The organism is Kitasatospora sp. NPDC090308 (assembly GCF_044769485.1).
Taxonomy (GTDB): domain Bacteria; phylum Actinomycetota; class Actinomycetes; order Streptomycetales; family Streptomycetaceae; genus Kitasatospora; species Kitasatospora fiedleri.
On the sequence record NZ_JBIVXY010000002.1, the window covers coordinates 310,945 to 330,048 of the forward strand.

Here is a 19,104-nt window from a genome sequence, read left to right on the forward strand (position 1 = left end):
CACGGGCAGGTCCCGCGCGGTCAGTCCTGGGCGGTGCGCAGCCGGTGCGGGGCGCGGCCGAGGACCAGGGTGCCGATCGCCCGGTCGACGCTGTCGCCGAGGAACCACTCGCCGGTGTGGTCGAGGCTGTAGACCCGGCCCAGCTCGTCGACGGCCAGCAGGGCCTGCCCGTACAGCTCCTCGCCAAGCGGGGCCAGCCGGGTGTCCAGGGCCCGGCCGAGGTCGGCGAGGGTGCGCGGGGCGTGCAGGCCGCAGCGCGGGTCGAGCAGGAACGGGGTGCGGGCCAGGGTGGCGCCCGCCCCCGGGACGTCGAAGGCCAGGCCGCCGAACTCGGCCCACGCCTCGATCGCGGCCGGGAACACCGCGTGCTGCGGCTCCAGCGGACCGCCGTACGCGACCAGGGCGTCGGCCCACAGCTCGGCCTGCCGGATCTCCCAGCGGCCGGGGTGCCAGCCGGCCTGCTTGAGCGCGGCGGCCACGTCGGCCGGGAAGCGGGGCTGGGTGCGGACGGGGCCGGCGTTCAGGGCGTGCTCCGGGAGTTCGGGGACGGGGGGTCGGGAACGGGGGTCGGGAACGGGGACGGGCGCTCAGCGGCCGGGCGGGCCGACCTCGACGCTGGCCACGTTCAGGTGCTCCAGCAGCGGGGCGCAGGAGCGGCACGGCGGCGCGTGCGTGCCGTGCGCCGGATCGCCCTCCTCGCGGATGCGCAGCGTGGTCATCCGGGCCCCCTTGAGCGCCTTGCGGGCCTCCTGCACCGTCATCGGCTTGCGCGCGGCCCGCTTCGAACGGGACGCGTCGACCTGCCCCAGGTACTGGGACAGCAGCGCCGCCTCCGGGCAGCGGCCGACGAAGCGCTCGCGCTTCTCCACCGGCAGCGCCGCCAGGAACTCGCCGACCAGCGGGTGCAGTATCGGCGCCAGCTCCGACTTGTCCCCGGCCAGCGTGTGCACCGTGCCGCCGCGCAGCGACAGCGCGGCCGCCACCGCGGGCAGCAGGCTGTCGCGCTGGTGGCGCAACACGGGCGGCGGGCCCGACTGGTCCATGACTGCTCCTCGGCGTTGTGCGGCGCACGGCAGTTCTCCGCTGCCGGGGGTCTGCTGACGGACGGTGGATCACGCACGGTAGCGGGACCCACGGACAGTGAATCCTCACCCCAGAGCATCCAGCCTGCCAAACCGATGCGGCGCGCGCCGCGCCGGGGTGCGGACACGGGGCGCGCGGAGGTGTACGGAGGGCCGAACCGCCGCCTCCCGCGCCCCGGGCGGCCCGCAGCGGTTTTGCCGATTGTGCCCCGGCGGGCCGGGCCGGGCCGGTACGGTTCGAGCGACGCGGCGGCAAGGGGGGTCTTGCGATGGGGTCGAACGTCGTGGCGCACGAGGCGCCCGGGGAACACGTGCCCACACCGGGCAGCACCGAACAGCGCCCCGACCGGCGGATCGGCCTGGCCGTGGTCGGCGCCGGCTACTGGGGCCCGAACCTGGTCCGCAACGCCCAGCAGACCGCCGCCCTGCGGCTGCACTGGCTGTGCGACCTCGACGAACAGCGCTCCCGCAAGGTCCTGGGCGAGTACTCGACGGTCGCCGCCACCACCTCGTACGAGCAGGTGCTCGCCGACGAGCGGGTCCGGGCGGTGGCCATCGCCACCCCGGCCGGCGCCCACCACCGGCTGGCCCGGGCCGCGCTGGAGGCCGGCAAGCACGTCCTGGTGGAGAAGCCGATCACCACCACCGTCGAGGAGGCCGCCGACCTGGTCGCCCTCGCCGAGGAGCGCGGCCTGGTCCTGATGTGCGACCACACCTTCTGCTACACGCCGGTGGTGCGCCGCATCCGCGAACTCGTGCACGGCGGCGAGATCGGCGACGTCCAGTTCTTCGACTCGGTGCGGATCAACCTCGGCCTGGTCCAGCCCGACGTCGACGTGCTGTGGGACCTCGCCCCGCACGACCTGTCCATCCTCGACTTCGTGCTGCCGCCGGGCGTCGAGCCCGTCGGCGTCAGCGCCCAGGCCGCCGACCCGATCGGCGCCGGCCGGGCCTGCGTCGCCTACCTGACGCTGCGGCTGTCCAACGGCGCGCTCGCCCACTGCCACGTCAACTGGCTCTCCCCGACCAAGGTCCGCACCACGCTGATCGGCGGCTCCCGCCGCACCCTGGTCTGGGACGACCTCAACCCGCAGGCCAGGCTCGCGATCCACGACCGCGGCGTCGACCTCACCCCGCCCGACGAACTCACCGACGCCATCCGGCACCGCGCCCTGATCTCCTACCGGGTCGGCGACGTGGTCGCCCCCGCCCTGGTCGAACAGGAGGCGCTGCGCAACGTGATGGCCGAGTTCGCCGCCGCCATCACCGAGGGCCGCGCCCCGCTCACCGACGGCCGGGCCGGACTGCGCGTGCTGCGCCTGCTGCACGCCGCCTCCCGCAGCCTCGAACTCGGCGGCGCGACCGTCCCGGTGGACGCCTCCGCCGACGGCCCCGCCGCCGCCGGCAGCGGGGCCGACGCCGCCGCGCTGCTCACCCGCCAGCTCTCCGCCCAGCAGAAGGCCGCCGCCCGATGAACGCCGCCGTCCCGCTCGAAGGCTCCCGCTGCCTGGTCACCGGCGGCGCCGGCACCATCGGCTCCACCGTCGTCGACCAGCTGGTCGAGGCCGGCGCCCGCGAGGTCGTCGTGCTCGACAACTTCGTCCGCGGCCGGACGGCCAACCTGGCCCGCGCCCGGGAACTCGCCGCCCCCGGCCAGCTGCGGGTCGTCGACGGCGACATCCGCGACCGCGCCCTGCTGCGCGAACTGCTCGCGCCCGGCACCGACGCGCTGTTCCACCTCGCCGCGATCCGGATCACCCAGTGCGCGGCCGAACCCCGGCTCGCCCTGGAGGTGATGGTCGACGGCACCTTCGACGTGGTCGAGGCCGCCGCCGAGACCGGCGTCGGCAAGGTGATCGCCTCCTCCACCGCCTCGGTGTACGGCCTCGCCGACACCTTCCCGACGCCCGAGACCCAGCACCCGTACCACAACGACACCCTGTACGGCGCCGCCAAGGTCTTCAACGAGGGCCTGCTGCGCAGCTTCCACGCCATGCACGGCCTCGACTACGTCGCGCTGCGGTACTTCAACGTGTACGGCCCCCGGATGGACGTGCACGGCCGCTACACCGAGGTGTTCATCCGCTGGATGGAGCGGATCGCCGCCGGACGGCCCCCGCTGATCTTCGGCGACGGCGCCCAGACGATGGACTTCGTCTACACCGAGGACATCGCCCGGGCCAACCTGCTGGCCGCCGCCGCCCCGGTCACCGACCGGGTCTACAACATCGCCTCCGGCACCGAGGTCTCGCTGCGCGGCCTGGCCGACGCCCTGCTCGTCGCCATGGACTCCGGCCTGGACGTCGAGCACGGCCCCGCCCGGGACACCGCCGGCGGCGTGGTCCGGCGCCTCGCCGACATCTCCGCCGCCGAGCGCGACCTCGGCTGGAAGCCCGAACTCGGCCTCACCGACGGGCTGCGCGAGCTCGTCGCCTGGTGGCGCGAGCAGTAGCCGCCCGAGCCCGGACGCGCCCGCGGGGGCGCGGGGGACCGCGCGGACCGGAGGGCTCCCGTCAGCAGGATCGCGCCGGGGCGGGCCAGTTGCACAGGGGCGCGACCCGGCTGTGCGTGAACCGAGGAGGAGCACCCGATGACCATCCCCGTCATGATCCCGTGGCTCGGCGAGGAGGAGGCCGAGGCCGCCGCCGAGGCCGTCCGCTCCGGGTGGGTCGCGCAGGGCCCCCGGGTGGCCGCGTTCGAGAAGGCGTTCGCCGAGCACACCGGCGCGCCGCACGCCGTCGCGGTGTCCAACTGCACCACCGCCCTGCACCTGGCGATGATCGGCGCCGGGGTCGGCCCCGGCGACGAGGTCGTCGTCCCGTCGCTGTCGTTCATCGCCACCGCCAACGCCGTCACCTACGTCGGGGCCGTGCCGGTCTTCGCCGACGTCGACCCGGCCACCGCCAACCTCACCCCCGCCACCGTCGCGCCGCTGCTCACCGCGCGCACCCGGGCCGTGATCGCCGTCGACCAGGGCGGCGTCCCCGTCGACCTGGACCCGATCCGCGCCCTGGTCGAACCGCGCGGCATCGCCGTGGTCGAGGACGCCGCGTGCGCCGCCGGCTCCGTCTACCGGGGCCGCCCGGCCGGCGCGGGCGCCGCGATCTCCGCCTACTCCTTCCACCCGCGCAAGCTGCTCACCACCGGCGAGGGCGGCATGCTCACCCTCCAGGACGGCGAACTCGCCGCCCGGCTGCGGCGGCTGCGCGAGCACGGGATGAGCGTCTCGGCCGCCGACCGGCACGCCGGGGCGGGCGGCGCGGGCGTGGTGGAGACCTACGACGAGATCGGCTTCAACCACCGGATGACCGACGTCCAGGCCGCGATCGGCCTGGTCCAGCTCGGCAAGCTCCCCGCGATGGTCGCCCGACGGCGCGAACTCGCCGACCGCTACCGCGAGTCGCTCGGCCCCGAACTGGCCGCCCGGACGGTCGCCGACCCGGCGCACGGCACCGCGAACTTCCAGTCGTTCTGGCTGCTGCTCCCCGAGGACGCCCCCGACCGGGGCGAGGTGCTGACCCGGCTCGCCGCCGACGGCGTCTCGGCGCGGCGCGGCATCATGGCGGCGCACCTGGAGGCCCCGTACAAGGGGACGGCGCGGGTGCCGCTGCCCGCGACGGAGCTGATCACCGCGCGGTCGCTGATCCTGCCGCTCTACCACTCGCTCGGCCACGAGCAGGTCCAGCACGTCGTCTCGGCCCTCAAGGCGGCCCTGGGGCGTTGACGCGGGGGCGCCCGCACGCGCGGCGTCCTCTCCCCGCCGGGACCCTTCCGCCGTCCCCCCTCCGATCCGCGCAGTTCCTCGCGCCCCTGGTTTCGCCAACGAGAGGCTCCTCCCGTGACCGACATCCCCCTGGTCGACCTGCACGCCGCGCACGCCGAGATCGCCGACGAGGTCCGCGCGGGCTTCGACGCGGTACTGGCGAGCGGCGCCTACATCAAGGGCCCCGACGTCGCCGCGTTCGAGCGGGAGTACGCGGCGTTCTGCGGCACGGCGCACGCGGTGGGGACGGCGAACGGCACCGACGCGATCGAAATGGCGCTGCGCGCACTGGAGTTGGAGCCGGGCGGCGGGGTGGTGCTGCCCGCGAACACCTTCGTGGCGAGCGCCGAGGCGGTGGTCCGGGCCGGGTTGCGGCCGGTCCTGGTGGACGTGGACGAGGAGCACCTGCTGATCGACGTCGAGCAGGCCGCCGCCCGGGCGGCGGACGCCGTCGCGCTGCTGCCCGTCCACCTGAACGGCCAACTCGCCCCGATGGAGGCGCTGCTGGCGGCGGCCGACGGCCGGCCGGTGGTCGAGGACGGCGCCCAGTCGCAGGGCGCGACCCGGCACGGGCGGCCCGCCGGCAGCTGGGGACGGATCTCGGCCACCAGCTTCTACCCGGGCAAGAACCTCGGCGCGTACGGCGACGCGGGCGCGGTGGTCACCGACGACGCCGAACTCGCCCGCGCGGTCCGGCTGCTCGGCGACCACGGCTCGGACCGCAAGTACGTCCACGAGCGGTTCGGCTTCAACTCCCGGATGGACACCCTGCAGGCCGTGGTGCTGCGCGCCAAGCTCCGCCGCCTGCCCGCCTGGAACGAGGCCCGCCGGGCCGCCGCCGAACGCTACGACAAGCTGCTCGGCGGCCTGGACGGACTCACCCTGCCGCGCACCCTGCCCGGCAACGCGCACGTCTGGCACCTGTACGCGGTGCGGGTCGAGCGCGACCGGGACGGCGTGCTGGCCGCCCTCCGGGAGGCCGGGATCGGCGCCGGCGTGCACTACCCCGTCCCGGTCCACCTCCAGCCCGCGTTCCGCCACCTCGGCCATCCGGAAGGCGCTTTCCCGGTCACCGAGCGGGCCGCCGGGCAACTGCTCACCCTGCCGCTGTTCCCGCAGCTCACCGAGGTCCAGCAGACCCGGGTCGCCGAGACGCTGGCCGCCGCGCTGCGCCGCCGCTGACCTCCGCCGGACGCCCGGCCGGGCGGTACCCGGCCGGGTACCACCGCGCCCCTGAACGCGGACGGCCGTTGCCCTACGCTGGTCCCCGAGGACATCGGCTTCTGCCAGTGGGGGACCACAGATGACGACAGGTCGGCCCGGCACCGCCGCCGTGCCCAACGCGGCGTACGCGGGCCAGGTGGTGCAGTTCCCGGACCCGGTCCGGGCCGAGCGGCACCCCCGGGGCGTGCGCGTCGACGAGAACGGCCACCCGGACTTCTCGCCGTACGCCGCCGCCGCCGCCGAGGTCGCCGACCCGCCGGAGGGCTTCGGCGTCGACGAACTGCGCCTGACCGACTACGTGTCGGCCAACGCCGCGCTCTACACCCGGGGCCACGAGCTCTGGGCCGACCTGGACAGCGCCGTCGCCACCCCGCCCGGCTGGACCTGGCACCACGTCGTCGGCCGCGCCCCCGCGGGCTGGCGCCGGATGGAGCTCGTCCCGGTCGAGGTCAAGGCCCTGCTGCGGCACCACGGCGGCCTGGCCCGCTCCACCGCCGACCACACCCGCCGCGGCACCCGCCCGCTCCAGGACCACCGCCCCGCGCACTTCTCGCTCGCCAAGGACGGCGGCGACCCGATCGCCGTCACCGAGGACCTCGTCCAGCGCGCCGAGCAGCGCCTCGGCCACCCGCTGCCGCCCGCCTACCGGGACTTCCTCAAGCTCACCGGCGGCCGCGGCCCGGTCGGCGTCGCCCTCGACGTCGACCTCGGCCTGCTGGTCGACCAGCCGTTCCTCACCCTCAGCGAGGAGTACGGCACCCACGACCTGGTGTACGCCAACAAGTGCCTGCGCGACCACCTCACCAAGGACCACCTCGCCGTCGCCTACCTCCAGGGCGGCCTGCTGACCGTCAGGGTCCGCGGCGAGGGCACCGGCTCGGTCGGCTTCCTGCCCTACGACGACGCCCGCGACGACGGCTCCGACGAGCCCGTCGAGCAGCGCGTGCAGCGCCTCCTGCTGCCCTGCGGCGACAGCTTCGACGCGTTCCTGCTGCGCCTCGCCGGCGGGCCCGCGGAGCTGGAGACCGTCGCCGAACTCATGGTGGACGGCGGCTTCGCGCGCGCCGTCCCGGTGAACTGACCGAACGACAGGGGTGGGACGAGACGTGGTGACCACGTACGCGCAGGCGCAGGAGACCGCCGAGGACTGGATCAACGCCGGGGTGCCGCGCTCGCGGCACCGCGAGGTGAAGGTCCGCGAGTTCGACCTCGGCTACGTCTGCTGGGCCGTCGACGGCAGCGAGCACAGCGGCGGCCCCGGCACCTCGCTGCGCCTGGTGATCGCCCGCGACAGCGGCGCCAGCACGCTCTGGCCGCCGCTGCCGGTCAACGAGGTGGTCCGGCAGTACGAGGAGCTGTACGGCACCGGCACCGAGCCCAACCCGGCCGGGGCCGCCAAGCCGGTGCGCGGCGCGGTCGAGGCCACCTCCTTCCTGCTCAGCCCCCCGCAGTGGCTCCAGGAGGCCGGGGCCGCCGCGATCGCCGCCGAGGCCGACCGGCTGGCCGCGCCCACGCCCGCCGCCCCGGCCCCGCCGATCCCGCCGCAGGCCGCCGCGCCCTCGCCCTCGCCCGTGCCGCAGGCCGCACCCCCGCCCCTTCCGCAGCCCGTGCCGCAGGCCGCGTCGCTGCCGGAACCCGGCGAGGAGGGCCCCAGCTACTTCACCGGCACGCCCACCCCCGTGCCCGGCACGCCCGTCCCGCCGCCGCCGCCCGGTTCCGAGGCCGCCACCGTGCTCGCCCCCGGCCGGGCCTTCCCGGGCGGTGCACCCGCCGCGCCGGTGCCGCCCGGGGCGACGCCACCGCCCGGCGCCGAGGCCGCCACCGTGCTCGCCCCCGGCCACGCTTTCCCGGGCACCGCGCCCGTCCCGCCCGGGGCGACGCCGCCGTACCCCGGCCCCGGCGCGCCCGTCCCGCCCGCCGCCCCGCCGTACCCGGCCGGCGGCCCGGGCACCCCGGCACCCGGCACGCCCGTGCCGTTGCCCGGTGCTCCCGTCCCGCCCGTGCCCGGTGCGCCCGCGCCCTCCGCGAGCCCGGTCGACCACGCGGCCACCATGCTCGCCACCGACGGCCCGCCCGGCCTGATGGGCCTGCCCGGCGCCCCCGGCCCCGGCGCCCCGCTGCCCGGCCCCGGCGTCCCGCTGGGCCGCGGCGGACTCGGCGCACCGCCGCCGCCCCCGCCGAACGAGCTGCTGCCGTCCACCGGCGGGCCCGCCCCGCGCCCCGGCGGCCGCGGCGGCCCCGGCGCACCCCCGCCGCCCCCGCCCAGCGACCTGCTGTCCGCCGCCGGCGGCGGCCCCGCCCAGCACCCCGGCGGCCCCGGCGGCCCCGGCGGCCCCGGCGGTCGCGGCGGCGCGGGCGCCCCGCCGCCGCCCGCCCCCGACGCGCTGCGCGCCGAGGGCGGGCCCGCCGCCCACGCCGCTCCCGCGCCGGAGGCCGCCGCGGTCGCCTACCAGGCCACCCAGCTGGCCCCGGCGATCGAGCTGCCGCCGGGCGCGACCCCGCCGTTCCCGCCGTCCGGCCAGCCCCCGCAGCAGCCGCCGTTCCCCGGCGCGCCGCAGGGCGCGCCGCCGTTCCAGGCGCCCCTGCCGCCGTTCCCGGGCGGCCCGCAGGGCCACGGCCTCCCGCCCGGCGCGCCCGGCCAGGCACCGCCGGCCGGGCCGGTGCCGCCGTCCGGCCTGCCCACGGTCGGCCCCGGCACCACCGCCGTGGTCAACTACCGGGCCCCCGACGGCTCCGAGCTCAGCCTGGTGATGACCTCCGAGCTGGGCACCCCGCACCCGGAGTGGCGGGCCCTCCAGGAGCTGCGCCGCCTCGGCGTGCCCGCCGACCAGGTGCTGGAGGTGCACACCGAGCTGGAGCTGTGCGACCTGCCCGGCGGCTACTGCTCCCGGATGGTGCGGGCGTCCTGGCCGAACGCCCGGATCAGCCACACCGCCCCCTACGGCCGCGACGCCGCCGCCCGGCAGGCCGGGATGAACGTGCTGCAGGAGCACGTCGAGCAGCTGCACCAGCTGGTGTCCGCCCCGCACCGCCCGCGCACCGTCCGGGCGCCGCTGCCCGCGCCCGGCGCCGTCCCGCAGCTGCCGCCCCCGCCGCCGCAGCAGCTCGCGGCGGAGTTCGGCGCGATGTTCGGCCCGTCGATGTTCCGGTTCGAGCAGCGCGCGGTGGCCCGCCAGGGGGTGCCGGAGCAGGTCGCCCAGGTCCTGATGTGGGTCGGCCTGCCCCGCGAGTTCGCGCCGTTCTTCTGGGCCCAGGCCCAGGAGGGCCGCCCCATCCCGACGCTGGCCGAGCTCGCCGCCGAGCGCGGCCTGCCGCCCGGCCCGGACTTCGGCGGCTACCTGGTGCTCGGCAACGACTACGGCCGCCAGCTGTGCGTCCAGTACGGCACCGCCGCGGTGGTCGCCGTCGACATCGAGAACCCGGCCGAGCCGCCGCGCTTCGTCAACTCCGGGGTCCCCGAGTTCGCGGCCTGCCTGGCCGCGCTGGCCCGGATGTGGCACCTGCGCCACGGCCTCAACCCCGAGCAGGCCGGTCGCTGGACCACCGACTTCCAGGCCCAGCTGCTGGCGGTCGACCCGGCCGCCGTGCACACCCCCGAGAGCTGGTGGGCGGTCCTGGTCGAACAGCTCTGGGACGGCCTGCTCTGACACCGCCCCGCGCGGCCGGTTCGCCCGGCCGCGCGGTGGTCCCTGTTTGGTTTGCGTTCGTATCTGCGCAAAATAGGTCAATGGGACGGTTCGCCCGCCCCACCAGAACCACGCACCCGGCGGGGCCGCGCAGCCCGCGAGCACGAGGAGAACAGCCGAAATGAGCGACGCCGTGTCCCAGTACGGCTTCACCCCGTCCAGGCGCGGCTACGCGCCCGACCAGGTCGACGCGGCGGTCACCGCGCTCAGCCGTGCCCGAGACGAGGCGTGGGAGCGGCTCAGCGTCCTGGGCGGCGGGCTGCGCGAGATGGAGAAGCGCCTGGCCGACATCCAGCAGGCCGCCGAGGAGGCCCCCGACCCCGACTTCGGGGAGCTCAGCGACCAGGCCGCGGCCCTGCTCGGCATCGCCCTCAACGAGGCCGACGCCATCCACGCCAAGGCCAAGCGGGCCGGCGAGGACGCCCGGGACGCCGCCCACGAGGCCGGTGAGGCCGCCGCCAGGGCGGCCGAGGAGTACGCCGCCAAGCTGCGCGAGGAGACCGACCAGTTCGTCCGCCGCACCGACGAGCGCAGCCGCGCCGAGGCCGAGCGGATCCGGGCCGAGGCGGACGCCGAGGCCCGCGCCCTGGTGCACGCCGCGACCGGCCACGCCGCCCGGGTCCGGGTCGCCGCCGCGAACGCCTCCGAGCAGTCCGAGGCCACCCTCGCCGAGCGCCGCCGCAAGGCCGACGAGGACTTCACCGCGGCCGAGGCCGCCGCCGACGCCGCCGTGGCCAAGGTCACCGCCGCGGCCGACGCCCGGGTCAAGGAGGCCGAGCAGCACCGCGAGGCGATGCTGGCGGAGGCCCGCCGCCTCGACACCGAGGCCCAGGCCAAGGCGGACGCCGCGCTCGGCGCCGCGCGGGAGAAGGCCGCCCGGATCAAGGCCGCCAGCGAGCGCGAGCAGGCCGACTTCACCAAGCGCCTCGACAAGGTCCAGACCCACCTCGACCACATCAAGGGCACCCTCGCCTCCCTCACCGGCGCCGCCGTCGGCGCGATCGAGGACCCGGAGGACGCGGCGGAGGCCGTCGCGGCCAAGAAGGCCGACCTCACCAAGCCCCCGGTCGCCGACCAGCCCACCACCGTCCTGGGCCCGGTCAAGACCGCGGTCAAGCCCCAGCAGGGCGACCCCCGCAAGCCCTACACCCCGACGGTCCCCGCCGAGATCCCGGCCCCGCCGGCCAAGCCCGCGAGCTTCGCCAAGGACCCGGTCCCGCCGAAGCCCGCCACCGCGCCCGAGCCGCCCGCGACCGCGCCCGACCAGCCCGCGTCCGACAAGCCCGCGCCCGACAAGCCCGCGCCCGACCAGCCGGGGGCCGCGCCCGAGGCCGCCGCCGAGCAGCGCATCGTCCCCAAGATCGTCATCGTCGACGACGGCCTCGACCACGACACCCGCCCCGACCGCAACCGCATCCAGCGCCGGGGCTGAGCCGGGCCCCGGCTACAGCACCTCGACCGCCGCCCCCGTCAGGCGGCGGCGGCAGTCGAGGACGTAGCGGGCGTGGGCGGTGACGGCCGCGTAGTCGAACTCGTCGTGGTCGGCGAGCAGCAGGACGGCGTCGGCGGCGGCCAGCTCCTCGGGGGTGGCCTCGACGCGGTGGACGGCGGCCAGCGGGCCGCCCTCGTGGGCGGGGGTGCGCTGGCCGGGGACGTGCGGCTCGGCGACGTGGACGCCCGCGACGACGTGCGGGTCGGCGGCCCGGACCTCGGCGCCCTGCCGGGTGAGCAGGTCGACGATCCGGGCCGCCGGGGTCTCCCGGGCGTCGCCGGTGTTGGCCTTGTAGGCGAGGCCCAGGATCAGCACCCGCGAGCCGTTCACGCTGCGGCGGCGCTGGTTGAGCGCCTCGGTGAGCCGCCGCACCACGTAGTCGGGCATGTGGCTGTTGACGTCGTTGGCGAGCTCCACGAACCGGAAGGACTGGCCGAGGGCGCGCTCGACCCGCCAGGACAGGTACGAGGGGTCGATCGGCAGGCAGTGCCCGCCGACCCCCGGGCCCGGCGTGAAGCGCAGGAAGCCGAAGGGCTTGGTGGAGGCCGCGTCGATGGCCTCCCAGACGTCGATGCCGAGGTCGTGGGCGAACATCGCCAGCTCGTTGACCAGCGCGATGTTCACGTGCCGGAAGGTGTTCTCCAGCAACTTGGTGAGCTCGGCCTCCTTGCAGGAGGAGACCGGCACCGTCCGCTCGACCAGCTGCCCGTAGAAGGCGGCGACGGCGGCCAGACCCTCGGGGGTGGTGCCGGAGACCACCTTGGGGGTGTTCTCCAGCTTCCACACCGGGTTGCCCGGGTCGATCCGCTCCGGGCTGTAGCCGAGGTGGAAGTCGGCCCCGGCCCGCAGCCCGGAGCCGGCCTCCAGCAGCGGGGCGAGCAGCTCCTCCGTGGTGCCGGGGTAGGTGGTGGACTCCAACACCACCGTCGCCCCGGGCTTCAGGTGCCGCCCCAGCAGCCGCGCCGAGGCCTCGATGTACGACAGGTCGGGGACGCCGTCGCGCAGCGGCGTCGGCACGGTGATCACCGCGACGTCGAAGTCCGCGACGTCGCCGGGCGCGGCGGTGGGCAGGTACGCCCCGGAGTCGAGCAGCGGGCGCAGCCGCTCCCCGGGGATGTCCTCGACGTACGACTCGCCGACCGCGAGCCGCTTGATCCGGCGTTCGTCCACGTCGTACCCGACGACCCGGTGGCCCACCTCGGCGGCGCGCACCGCCAGTGGGAGTCCGACATAGCCCTGACCTGCGATGACCACGCGCATGACGAAGCAAACCCCCTGGAAATGACCGGCGTCCCCACACCTTCTTCACACGAGGGTACGGAGCGCCGCACCTCGCGCGGGCGGCTTCGCCGGAAGTGGTGCGGGCGGGGCGCGCCGGGCCCGGAACGCCAGGACGCCGAGACCCGCGGCGCCGCCCGGGAGCGGGCGCCGCGGTCCTCGGCGTGAGTGGCACGGGCGCCCCCACCCAGGGCCGCCCGGCCTTCGCACTCCCGACCCCCATCGAGGTGCGATCGCGCTTCCACAGCCATCCCCCACGGTTGGATGCGGCCTGCGCTGACATCCATGGTGCGCGGTGACCATGGACGCACAGTGACAGCAGTGTGTCGGCCGCATGATCTCTGGACGAGCCGGACCGGATACCGGTGAGTCGCCCCGGCGCCGCCGTCGGGACGCCGCGCCGCGTGCGCGGCGGCGGCGCGGCGTAGGCTGGACACCCCCCGGGCGCACCGCGTTCCGGGCCTGTCGCGCTGCCCGGCCGTCTCCTGTGCCGGGCCACTCCCCGTCGTGGAGAAACTGACGTATGAGCCTGTCCGGACTGCTGGATGTCGTCGTACGGGACGCCGCCCTCGCCGAGGCGATCGAGGCGGCGGCCACGGGGCACAGGCAGCACCTCGACCTGGTCGGGCCGCCCGCCGCCCGGCCGTTCGCGATCGCGGCGCTGGCCCGGTCGCTGGCCGCCCGCGCCGGCGGGAGCGGCCGACCGGTGCTGGCCGTGACCGCCACCGGCCGGGAGGCCGAGGACCTCGCGGCCTCGCTGCGCTCGCTGCTGCCGCCCGACGCGGTCGCCGACTTCCCGGCCTGGGAGACGCTGCCGCACGAGCGGCTCTCCCCGCGCTCGGACACCGTCGGCCGCCGCCTCGCCGTGCTGCGCCGGATCGTCCACCCGCGCGCCGACGACCCGGCGGCCGGGCCGGTGCAGGTGGTGGTGGCGCCGGTGCGCAGCGTGCTGCAGCCGCAGGTCAAGGGGCTGGCCGAGCTGGAGCCGGTGGCGCTGCGGCGCGGCGAGCAGCACGACCTGGACGAGGTGGCCCGCGGGCTGGCGGCCGCCGCCTACGCCCGGGTCGAACTGGTCGAGAAGCGCGGCGAGTTCGCGGTGCGCGGCGGCATCCTGGACGTCTTCCCGCCGACCGAGGAGCACCCGCTGCGGGTGGAGTTCTGGGGCGACGACGTCGAGGAGATCCGCTACTTCAAGGTCGCCGACCAGCGGTCCCTGGAGGTCGCCGAGCACGGCCTGTGGGCGCCGCCCTGCCGGGAGCTGCTGCTGACCGACCAGGTGCGCGCGAAGGCCGCCGCACTGGCCGCCGCCCACCCCGAGCTGGGCGAGATCCTGGACAAGATCGCGCAGGGCATCGCGGTCGAGGGCATGGAGTCGCTGGCCCCGGTGCTGGTGGACGACATGGAGCTGCTGCTGGACGTGCTGCCGGCCGGCTCGATCGCCGTGGTCTGCGACCCGGAGCGGGTCCGCACCCGGGCCGCCGACCTGGTCGCCACCAGCCAGGAGTTCCTGGCCGCGTCCTGGGTGGCCGCCGCGGCGGGCGCCGACCGCCCGATCGACCTGGAGGCGATCGACGTCTCGGCCGCCTCGCTGTGGTCGCTGGCGGACGTCCGCGAGCACGCCGCCGGGATCGGCCTGCCGTGGTGGTCGGTCAGCCCGTTCGCGACCAGTGACTCCACGGTCTCCGAGGTCCTCGCCCGCGGCGCAGCCGCCGGTTGGCAGGGCGATGCGGACACCCTCACCCTGGGCATGCACGCCGTCGAGGCGTACCGCGGCGACACCGCCCGGGCGATCGCCGACGCCAAGGACCGCCTCGCCGACGACTGGCGGGTGGTGATGGTCACCGAGGGCCACGGCCCGGCCTCCCGGCTGGCCGAGGTGCTCGGCAACGAGGGCATCGCGGCCCGCCTGGTCGCCGACCTCGCCGAGGCCCCCACCCGGGACGTGGTGTACGTCTCCTGCGGCTCGATCGAGCACGGCTTCGTCGACGAGGAGCTGAAGCTCACCGTCGTCACCGAGACCGACCTGTCCGGCCAGCGGTCCTCCACCAAGGACATGCGCCGGATGCCGTCCCGCCGCCGCAACGCGATCGACCCGCTGGCGCTGGCGGCCGGCGACTACGTGGTGCACGAGCAGCACGGCGTCGGCCGGTACGTGGAGATGGTGCAGCGCACCGTCCAGGGCGCGACCCGCGAGTACCTGGTGCTGGAGTACGCGCCCGCCAAGCGCGGCCACCCCGGCGACCGGCTGTTCGTGCCGACCGACCAGCTCGACCAGGTCACCAAGTACGTCGGCGGCGAGGCCCCGACGCTGCACCGCCTGGGCGGCGCGGACTGGGCGAAGACCAAGCAGCGGGCCAAGAAGGCCGTCAAGGAGATCGCCGCCGACCTGATCAAGCTGTACTCGGCCCGGATGGCGGCCCCCGGCCACGCCTTCGGCCCGGACACCCCCTGGCAGCGCGAACTGGAGGACGCCTTCCCGTACGCGGAGACGCCCGACCAGCTGACCACCATCGGCGAGGTCAAGGCCGACATGGAGAAGTCCGTTCCGATGGACCGGCTGATCTGCGGCGACGTCGGCTACGGCAAGACCGAGATCGCGGTGCGCGCCGCCTTCAAGGCCGTCCAGGACGGCAAGCAGGTCGCCGTGCTGGTGCCGACCACGCTGCTGGTGCAGCAGCACTTCTCGACCTTCGCGGAGCGGTACGCCAACTTCCCGGTCACCGTGAAGGCGCTGTCCCGGTTCCAGACCGACACCGAGGCGAAGGCCGTGCTGGAGGGCCTGTTCGAGGGCTCGGTGGACGTGGTGATCGGCACCCACCGGCTGTTCTCCTCGGAGACCAGGTTCAAGGACCTGGGCCTGGTCATCGTCGACGAGGAGCAGCGCTTCGGCGTCGAGCACAAGGAGCAGCTGAAGAAGCTGCGGGCCAACGTCGACGTGCTGACCATGTCCGCCACCCCGATCCCGCGCACCCTGGAGATGGCGGTCACCGGCATCCGCGAGATGTCCACCATCACCACCCCGCCGGAGGAGCGGCACCCGGTGCTGACCTTCGTCGGCCCGTACGACGAGAAGCAGATCGCCGCCGCGATCCGGCGCGAACTCCTGCGCGAGGGCCAGGTGTTCTACATCCACAACCGGGTCGAGTCGATCGACAAGGCGGCCGCCCGGCTGAAGGACCTGGTGCCGGAGGCCCGGGTGGCCACCGCGCACGGGCAGATGGGGGAGAACCAGCTGGAGAAGGTCGTCGTCGACTTCTGGGAGAAGGAGTTCGACGTCCTGGTCTCCACCACCATCGTGGAGTCCGGCATCGACATCTCCAACGCCAACACCCTTATCGTGGAGCGCGGCGACACCTTCGGCCTCTCCCAGCTGCACCAGCTGCGCGGCCGGGTCGGCCGCGGCCGCGAGCGCGGCTACGCCTACATGCTGTACCCGCCGGAGAAGCCGCTCACCGAGACCGCGCACGAGCGCCTCGCCACCATCGCCCAGCACACCGAGATGGGCGCGGGCATGTACGTCGCGATGAAGGACCTGGAGATCCGCGGCGCGGGCAACCTGCTCGGCGGCGAGCAGTCCGGGCACATCGCGGGCGTCGGCTTCGACCTCTACATGCGGATGGTCGGCGAGGCGGTGGCCGAGTTCCGCGACGCACTGGAGGCGGGCGGCGGCGAGCCGGAGGAGGAGCCGCTGGAGGTGAAGATCGAACTCCCGGTGGACGCGCACGTCCCGCACGACTACGCGCCGGGGGAGCGGCTGCGCCTCCAGGCGTACCGCTCGATCGCGACGGTCAACTCGGAGGACGACATCGCGCAGGTCCGCGAGGAGCTGACCGACCGCTACGGCAAGCTGCCCGAACCGGTGGAGAACCTGCTGCTGGTGGCCGGACTGCGGCTGTTCGCCCGGCGCTGCGGCATCGGCGACATCACCCTCCAGGGCACCTTCGTCCGCTTCGGCCCGGTCGACCTGCGGGAGTCCCAGCAACTGCGGCTCAACCGGCTCTACCCGCGCACCCAGATCAAGTCCGCCGCCCGGCAACTGCTGGTGCCGCGCCCCGGCAGCGGCGGCCGGATCGGCGGCAAGCCGCTGGTCGGGCGGGAACTGCTCTCCTGGTGCGCCGAGTTCCTGAGCACCATGTTCGAGGACCTCAAGCGCTGACGCGGCGACCGCGCAGCGCCCGCGGGGGCGCCGGAGGACGGCCGGACGGCGTCCCCCGGCGCCCCCGTCCCGCACCGGGAGCGAGCGAGCGAACGCCGCGCCCGGCGGGCGCGGGGGTCTGGCACCCGGGGGCGGGGCTCAATAGTGTTCGTCCCAGCCACGTACGCAGAGCACCACCGGACCGCGCTCCACCGCCCAGGAGGCCCCAGTGATCCGCACCAGCTCCCCCCGCCGACTGCGGGCCGCCCTCGGCGTCGCGGTCGCCGCCGCCGCGCTCACCGCCTGCGGCGGGGCACCGGCGCACCAGGGGGCCGCCGCCGTGGTCGGCGGCGACCGGATCAGCATCGCCCAGGTCGAGGCCCGGGTCGCCGCCGTCCGGGACGGCGCCGCGCAGGACGGGACCGCCACCGAGGAGCAGCCCGGCCTGGCCCGGCACGCCGTCTCCGACCTGGTGCTCGGCAAGGTGGTCGCCCGGGCCCTGGCGGACCGCCGGCTCGACGTCAGCCAGAGCGAGGTGGACCGGGCCCGGACCGCGGACGCCCGGACCGTCGGCAGCGAGGACAAGCTCGCCGAACTGCTGCGCGCCAAGCAGGGCGTCCCGGCCGGCGACATCGACGGCTTCTACCGCCAGCAGATCGGCCTGATGAAGCTGGCCGACGGCCAGGACCCGAACGGCGCCGAGGGCGACGCCGCGATCCGCAAGGCGCTGGTCGACGCCGGCACCGCCCTGCACATCGAGGTCAACCCGCGCTACGGCAGCTGGGACACCGCCCGGATCGGCCTCACCGACAGCACCGAGGACTGGCTGCCGAAGACCGTCCGGACGCTCTGACCGCAGCGCCGGTCCGGCACACCGGCCCGTCCCGCTCCGGCCCGTCCCGCTCCGGCCCGTCCTGCGCCGGACGGGTGAGCGGGCCCCGCGCCACCGCCGTGTCCCCCGGGCGGGCCAGGCCGGGCCGGTGAGGCTGTGGGGCAGCCCTGCCCCTCCGTCGCACCGGTTGCGAGGTCCGTCCGTGCTCCAGCGCCGTTCCCCCCTGCCGAGGAGGCTGCGCGCGCTGTGCGCGGTCCTGCCCGCCGCCGCCGGACTGCTCCTGCCGCTCGCCGCGTCCCCCGCCGCGTCCGCCGTGCCGCACGGGCCGCGCCCGGCGGTGGTCCGGCCGGCGCACCCGGGCCCGGCGACCGCCGCCCGGCCGGTGGCGGCCGCCGACCCGGCCCCGGCCCCGGGCGCGCCGGAGGGCAGCCGCCTCCCCGGGACCGGCGGCGCCGGCGCCCTCCCGCTGATCGGCCTGGCCGCCCTCGGCTGCGTCCTGGCCGGCCTGCTGGTGCTGCTCTCCAAGGCCCGCCGCCGGCACTGACCCCGCCCCGGGCGGGCGCGTCCCGCGCGGCCGGTGCCTCCCGGTAGGTTCGACCCCGTGGAGACTCCGAAGCTGATCCTGCTGACCACCACCCACCGCGTCGCCCCCGGCCTGCTGTCCTGGCCCGCCTGGGAGGCGCTCCGGTCCGCGCCGAAGGTGCTGGCCGGGGTCGCGGACCACCCGCAGCTGGCCGCGCTGCGGGCGGCGGGCGTCGAGCCGGAGGTGATCGAGCGGCCCTCGGCCCCGGCGCTGGCCCGGCGGCTGCTGGCCGAGGCCCCGGCGCTCTGGCTGGAGAGCCCGGACGGCGACCCGGGGCTGACGGACGCGCTGGCCCGGATCGCGGTGGAGGAGGCCGGCGAGCACCCGGAGATCGAACTGCTGCCCGGCTCGTACGACCTGCCGGGCGCCCGGCTGCTGGACCTGGCCTCCGTGATGGACCGGCTGCGCTCGCCCGGCGGCTGCCCGTGGGACGCCGAGCAGACCCACCGGAGCCTGGTGAAGTACCTGGTGGAGGAGGCGTTCGAGCTGGTCGAGGCGATCGAGGAGGGCGACCGGGAGACCCTGCGCGAGGAACTCGGCGACGTGCTGCTCCAGGTGTTCTTCCACGCCCGGATCGCCGAGGAGGACGCCGAGGACCCGTTCTCGATCGACGACGTCGCGGGCGACATCGTCGAGAAGCTGATGTACCGCCACCCACACGTGTTCGGCGACGTGAGCGTGTCCGGCTCCGCCGAGACCGAGGCCAACTGGGAGCAGCTGAAGGCGGCCGAGAAGCAGCGCGAGTCGGTGCTGGACGGCGTCCCGGCGGGCCTGCCCGCGCTGGCGTACGCGGCGAAGCTGGTGTCCCGGGTGCGGCGGGCGCACTTCACCGCGGTGCCGGACGCGCCGTACGAGCTGCCCGCCGAGCTGACCGCGGAGTCGGCGGGCGAGCTGCTGCTGGCGGTCGCGCAGCGCGGCTACGACCGGGGGGTGGACGTGGACGCGGCGCTGCGGGCGGCGGCCCGCCGCTACCGCGCGGCGGTCCGCTCCGCCGAGGGCCTGCCCGAGAAGTAAGGCCCGAGGAGTAAC

14 protein-coding genes are annotated in these 19,104 nt (G+C 76.0%); 11 read left to right on the top strand and 3 right to left on the bottom strand.

Translation table 11 applies throughout. From position 1 onward, the window contains the following. Positions 1 to 20: 20 nt before the first annotated feature. Positions 21 to 479 carry an SUKH-3 domain-containing protein gene (locus ACIQVD_RS05410; RefSeq protein WP_402286197.1) on the bottom strand — a complete coding sequence of 153 codons (459 nt, stop codon included), beginning with the start codon at positions 477 to 479 and terminating at the stop codon, positions 21 to 23. Positions 480 to 587: 108 nt separating this feature from the next. Further along, positions 588 to 1,043 carry a YwqJ-related putative deaminase gene (locus ACIQVD_RS05415; protein ID WP_400682233.1) on the bottom strand — a complete coding sequence of 152 codons (456 nt, stop codon included), beginning with the start codon at positions 1,041 to 1,043 and terminating at the stop codon, positions 588 to 590. Between the two features lie 308 nt (positions 1,044 to 1,351). Between ACIQVD_RS05415 and ACIQVD_RS05420 the strand changes: the two genes are divergently transcribed. The 7 genes from ACIQVD_RS05420 to ACIQVD_RS05450 all read left to right on the top strand — a co-directional run bounded on the left by ACIQVD_RS05420 (position 1,352) and on the right by ACIQVD_RS05450 (position 11,187). Further along, complete coding sequence (locus ACIQVD_RS05420) at positions 1,352 to 2,557, top strand: Gfo/Idh/MocA family protein (RefSeq protein WP_400682232.1); 1,206 nt, start codon at positions 1,352 to 1,354, stop codon at positions 2,555 to 2,557. Then, positions 2,554 to 3,534, top strand: coding sequence for an NAD-dependent epimerase/dehydratase family protein (locus tag ACIQVD_RS05425; RefSeq protein WP_402286200.1), 981 nt, complete (start codon positions 2,554 to 2,556; stop codon positions 3,532 to 3,534). Before ACIQVD_RS05420 ends, ACIQVD_RS05425 begins: the two co-directional genes overlap by 4 nt. A 138-nt stretch (positions 3,535 to 3,672) precedes the next feature. Continuing rightward, positions 3,673 to 4,806: a DegT/DnrJ/EryC1/StrS family aminotransferase gene (locus ACIQVD_RS05430; RefSeq protein ID WP_400682229.1), complete on the top strand. Its 1,134-nt coding sequence runs from the start codon at positions 3,673 to 3,675 to the stop codon at positions 4,804 to 4,806. Positions 4,807 to 4,920: 114 nt separating this feature from the next. After that, positions 4,921 to 6,027 (top strand): DegT/DnrJ/EryC1/StrS family aminotransferase, encoded by a 1,107-nt coding sequence (locus tag ACIQVD_RS05435; protein WP_402286203.1) that lies wholly within the window; start codon positions 4,921 to 4,923, stop codon positions 6,025 to 6,027. 121 nt (positions 6,028 to 6,148) lie between these two features. Next, complete coding sequence (locus ACIQVD_RS05440) at positions 6,149 to 7,150, top strand: SMI1/KNR4 family protein (RefSeq protein WP_400682226.1); 1,002 nt, start codon at positions 6,149 to 6,151, stop codon at positions 7,148 to 7,150. A gap of 28 nt (positions 7,151 to 7,178) precedes the next feature. Beyond that, positions 7,179 to 9,716 (top strand): SUKH-4 family immunity protein, encoded by a 2,538-nt coding sequence (locus tag ACIQVD_RS05445; RefSeq protein WP_402286206.1) that lies wholly within the window; start codon positions 7,179 to 7,181, stop codon positions 9,714 to 9,716. 160 nt (positions 9,717 to 9,876) lie between these two features. Further along, complete coding sequence (locus ACIQVD_RS05450; protein ID WP_402286209.1) at positions 9,877 to 11,187, top strand: hypothetical protein; 1,311 nt, start codon at positions 9,877 to 9,879, stop codon at positions 11,185 to 11,187. A gap of 12 nt (positions 11,188 to 11,199) precedes the next feature. Here the strand turns inward: ACIQVD_RS05450 and ACIQVD_RS05455 are convergent, their stop codons facing one another. After that, positions 11,200 to 12,507, bottom strand: a complete 1,308-nt coding sequence (locus tag ACIQVD_RS05455) for a nucleotide sugar dehydrogenase (protein WP_400682222.1) — start codon at positions 12,505 to 12,507, stop codon at positions 11,200 to 11,202. Between the two features lie 541 nt (positions 12,508 to 13,048). Between ACIQVD_RS05455 and mfd the strand changes: the two genes are divergently transcribed. The 4 genes from mfd to ACIQVD_RS05475 all read left to right on the top strand — a co-directional run bounded on the left by mfd (position 13,049) and on the right by ACIQVD_RS05475 (position 19,089). Continuing rightward, complete coding sequence (gene mfd / locus ACIQVD_RS05460; RefSeq protein WP_402286212.1) at positions 13,049 to 16,681, top strand: transcription-repair coupling factor; 3,633 nt, start codon at positions 13,049 to 13,051, stop codon at positions 16,679 to 16,681. A 208-nt stretch (positions 16,682 to 16,889) separates the two neighbouring features. Further along, a complete protein-coding gene (locus ACIQVD_RS05465; RefSeq protein WP_400682219.1) occupies positions 16,890 to 17,513 on the top strand; it encodes a SurA N-terminal domain-containing protein in 624 nt (207 codons plus the stop codon). 181 nt (positions 17,514 to 17,694) lie between these two features. Further along, the gene (locus ACIQVD_RS05470) at positions 17,695 to 18,036 is read left to right on the top strand and encodes a hypothetical protein (protein WP_400682218.1); all 342 of its coding nucleotides are present in this window, start codon (positions 17,695 to 17,697) and stop codon (positions 18,034 to 18,036) included. 57 nt (positions 18,037 to 18,093) lie between these two features. Next, positions 18,094 to 19,089 (top strand): MazG family protein, encoded by a 996-nt coding sequence (locus tag ACIQVD_RS05475; protein WP_400682216.1) that lies wholly within the window; start codon positions 18,094 to 18,096, stop codon positions 19,087 to 19,089. Positions 19,090 to 19,104 lie beyond the last annotated feature (15 nt).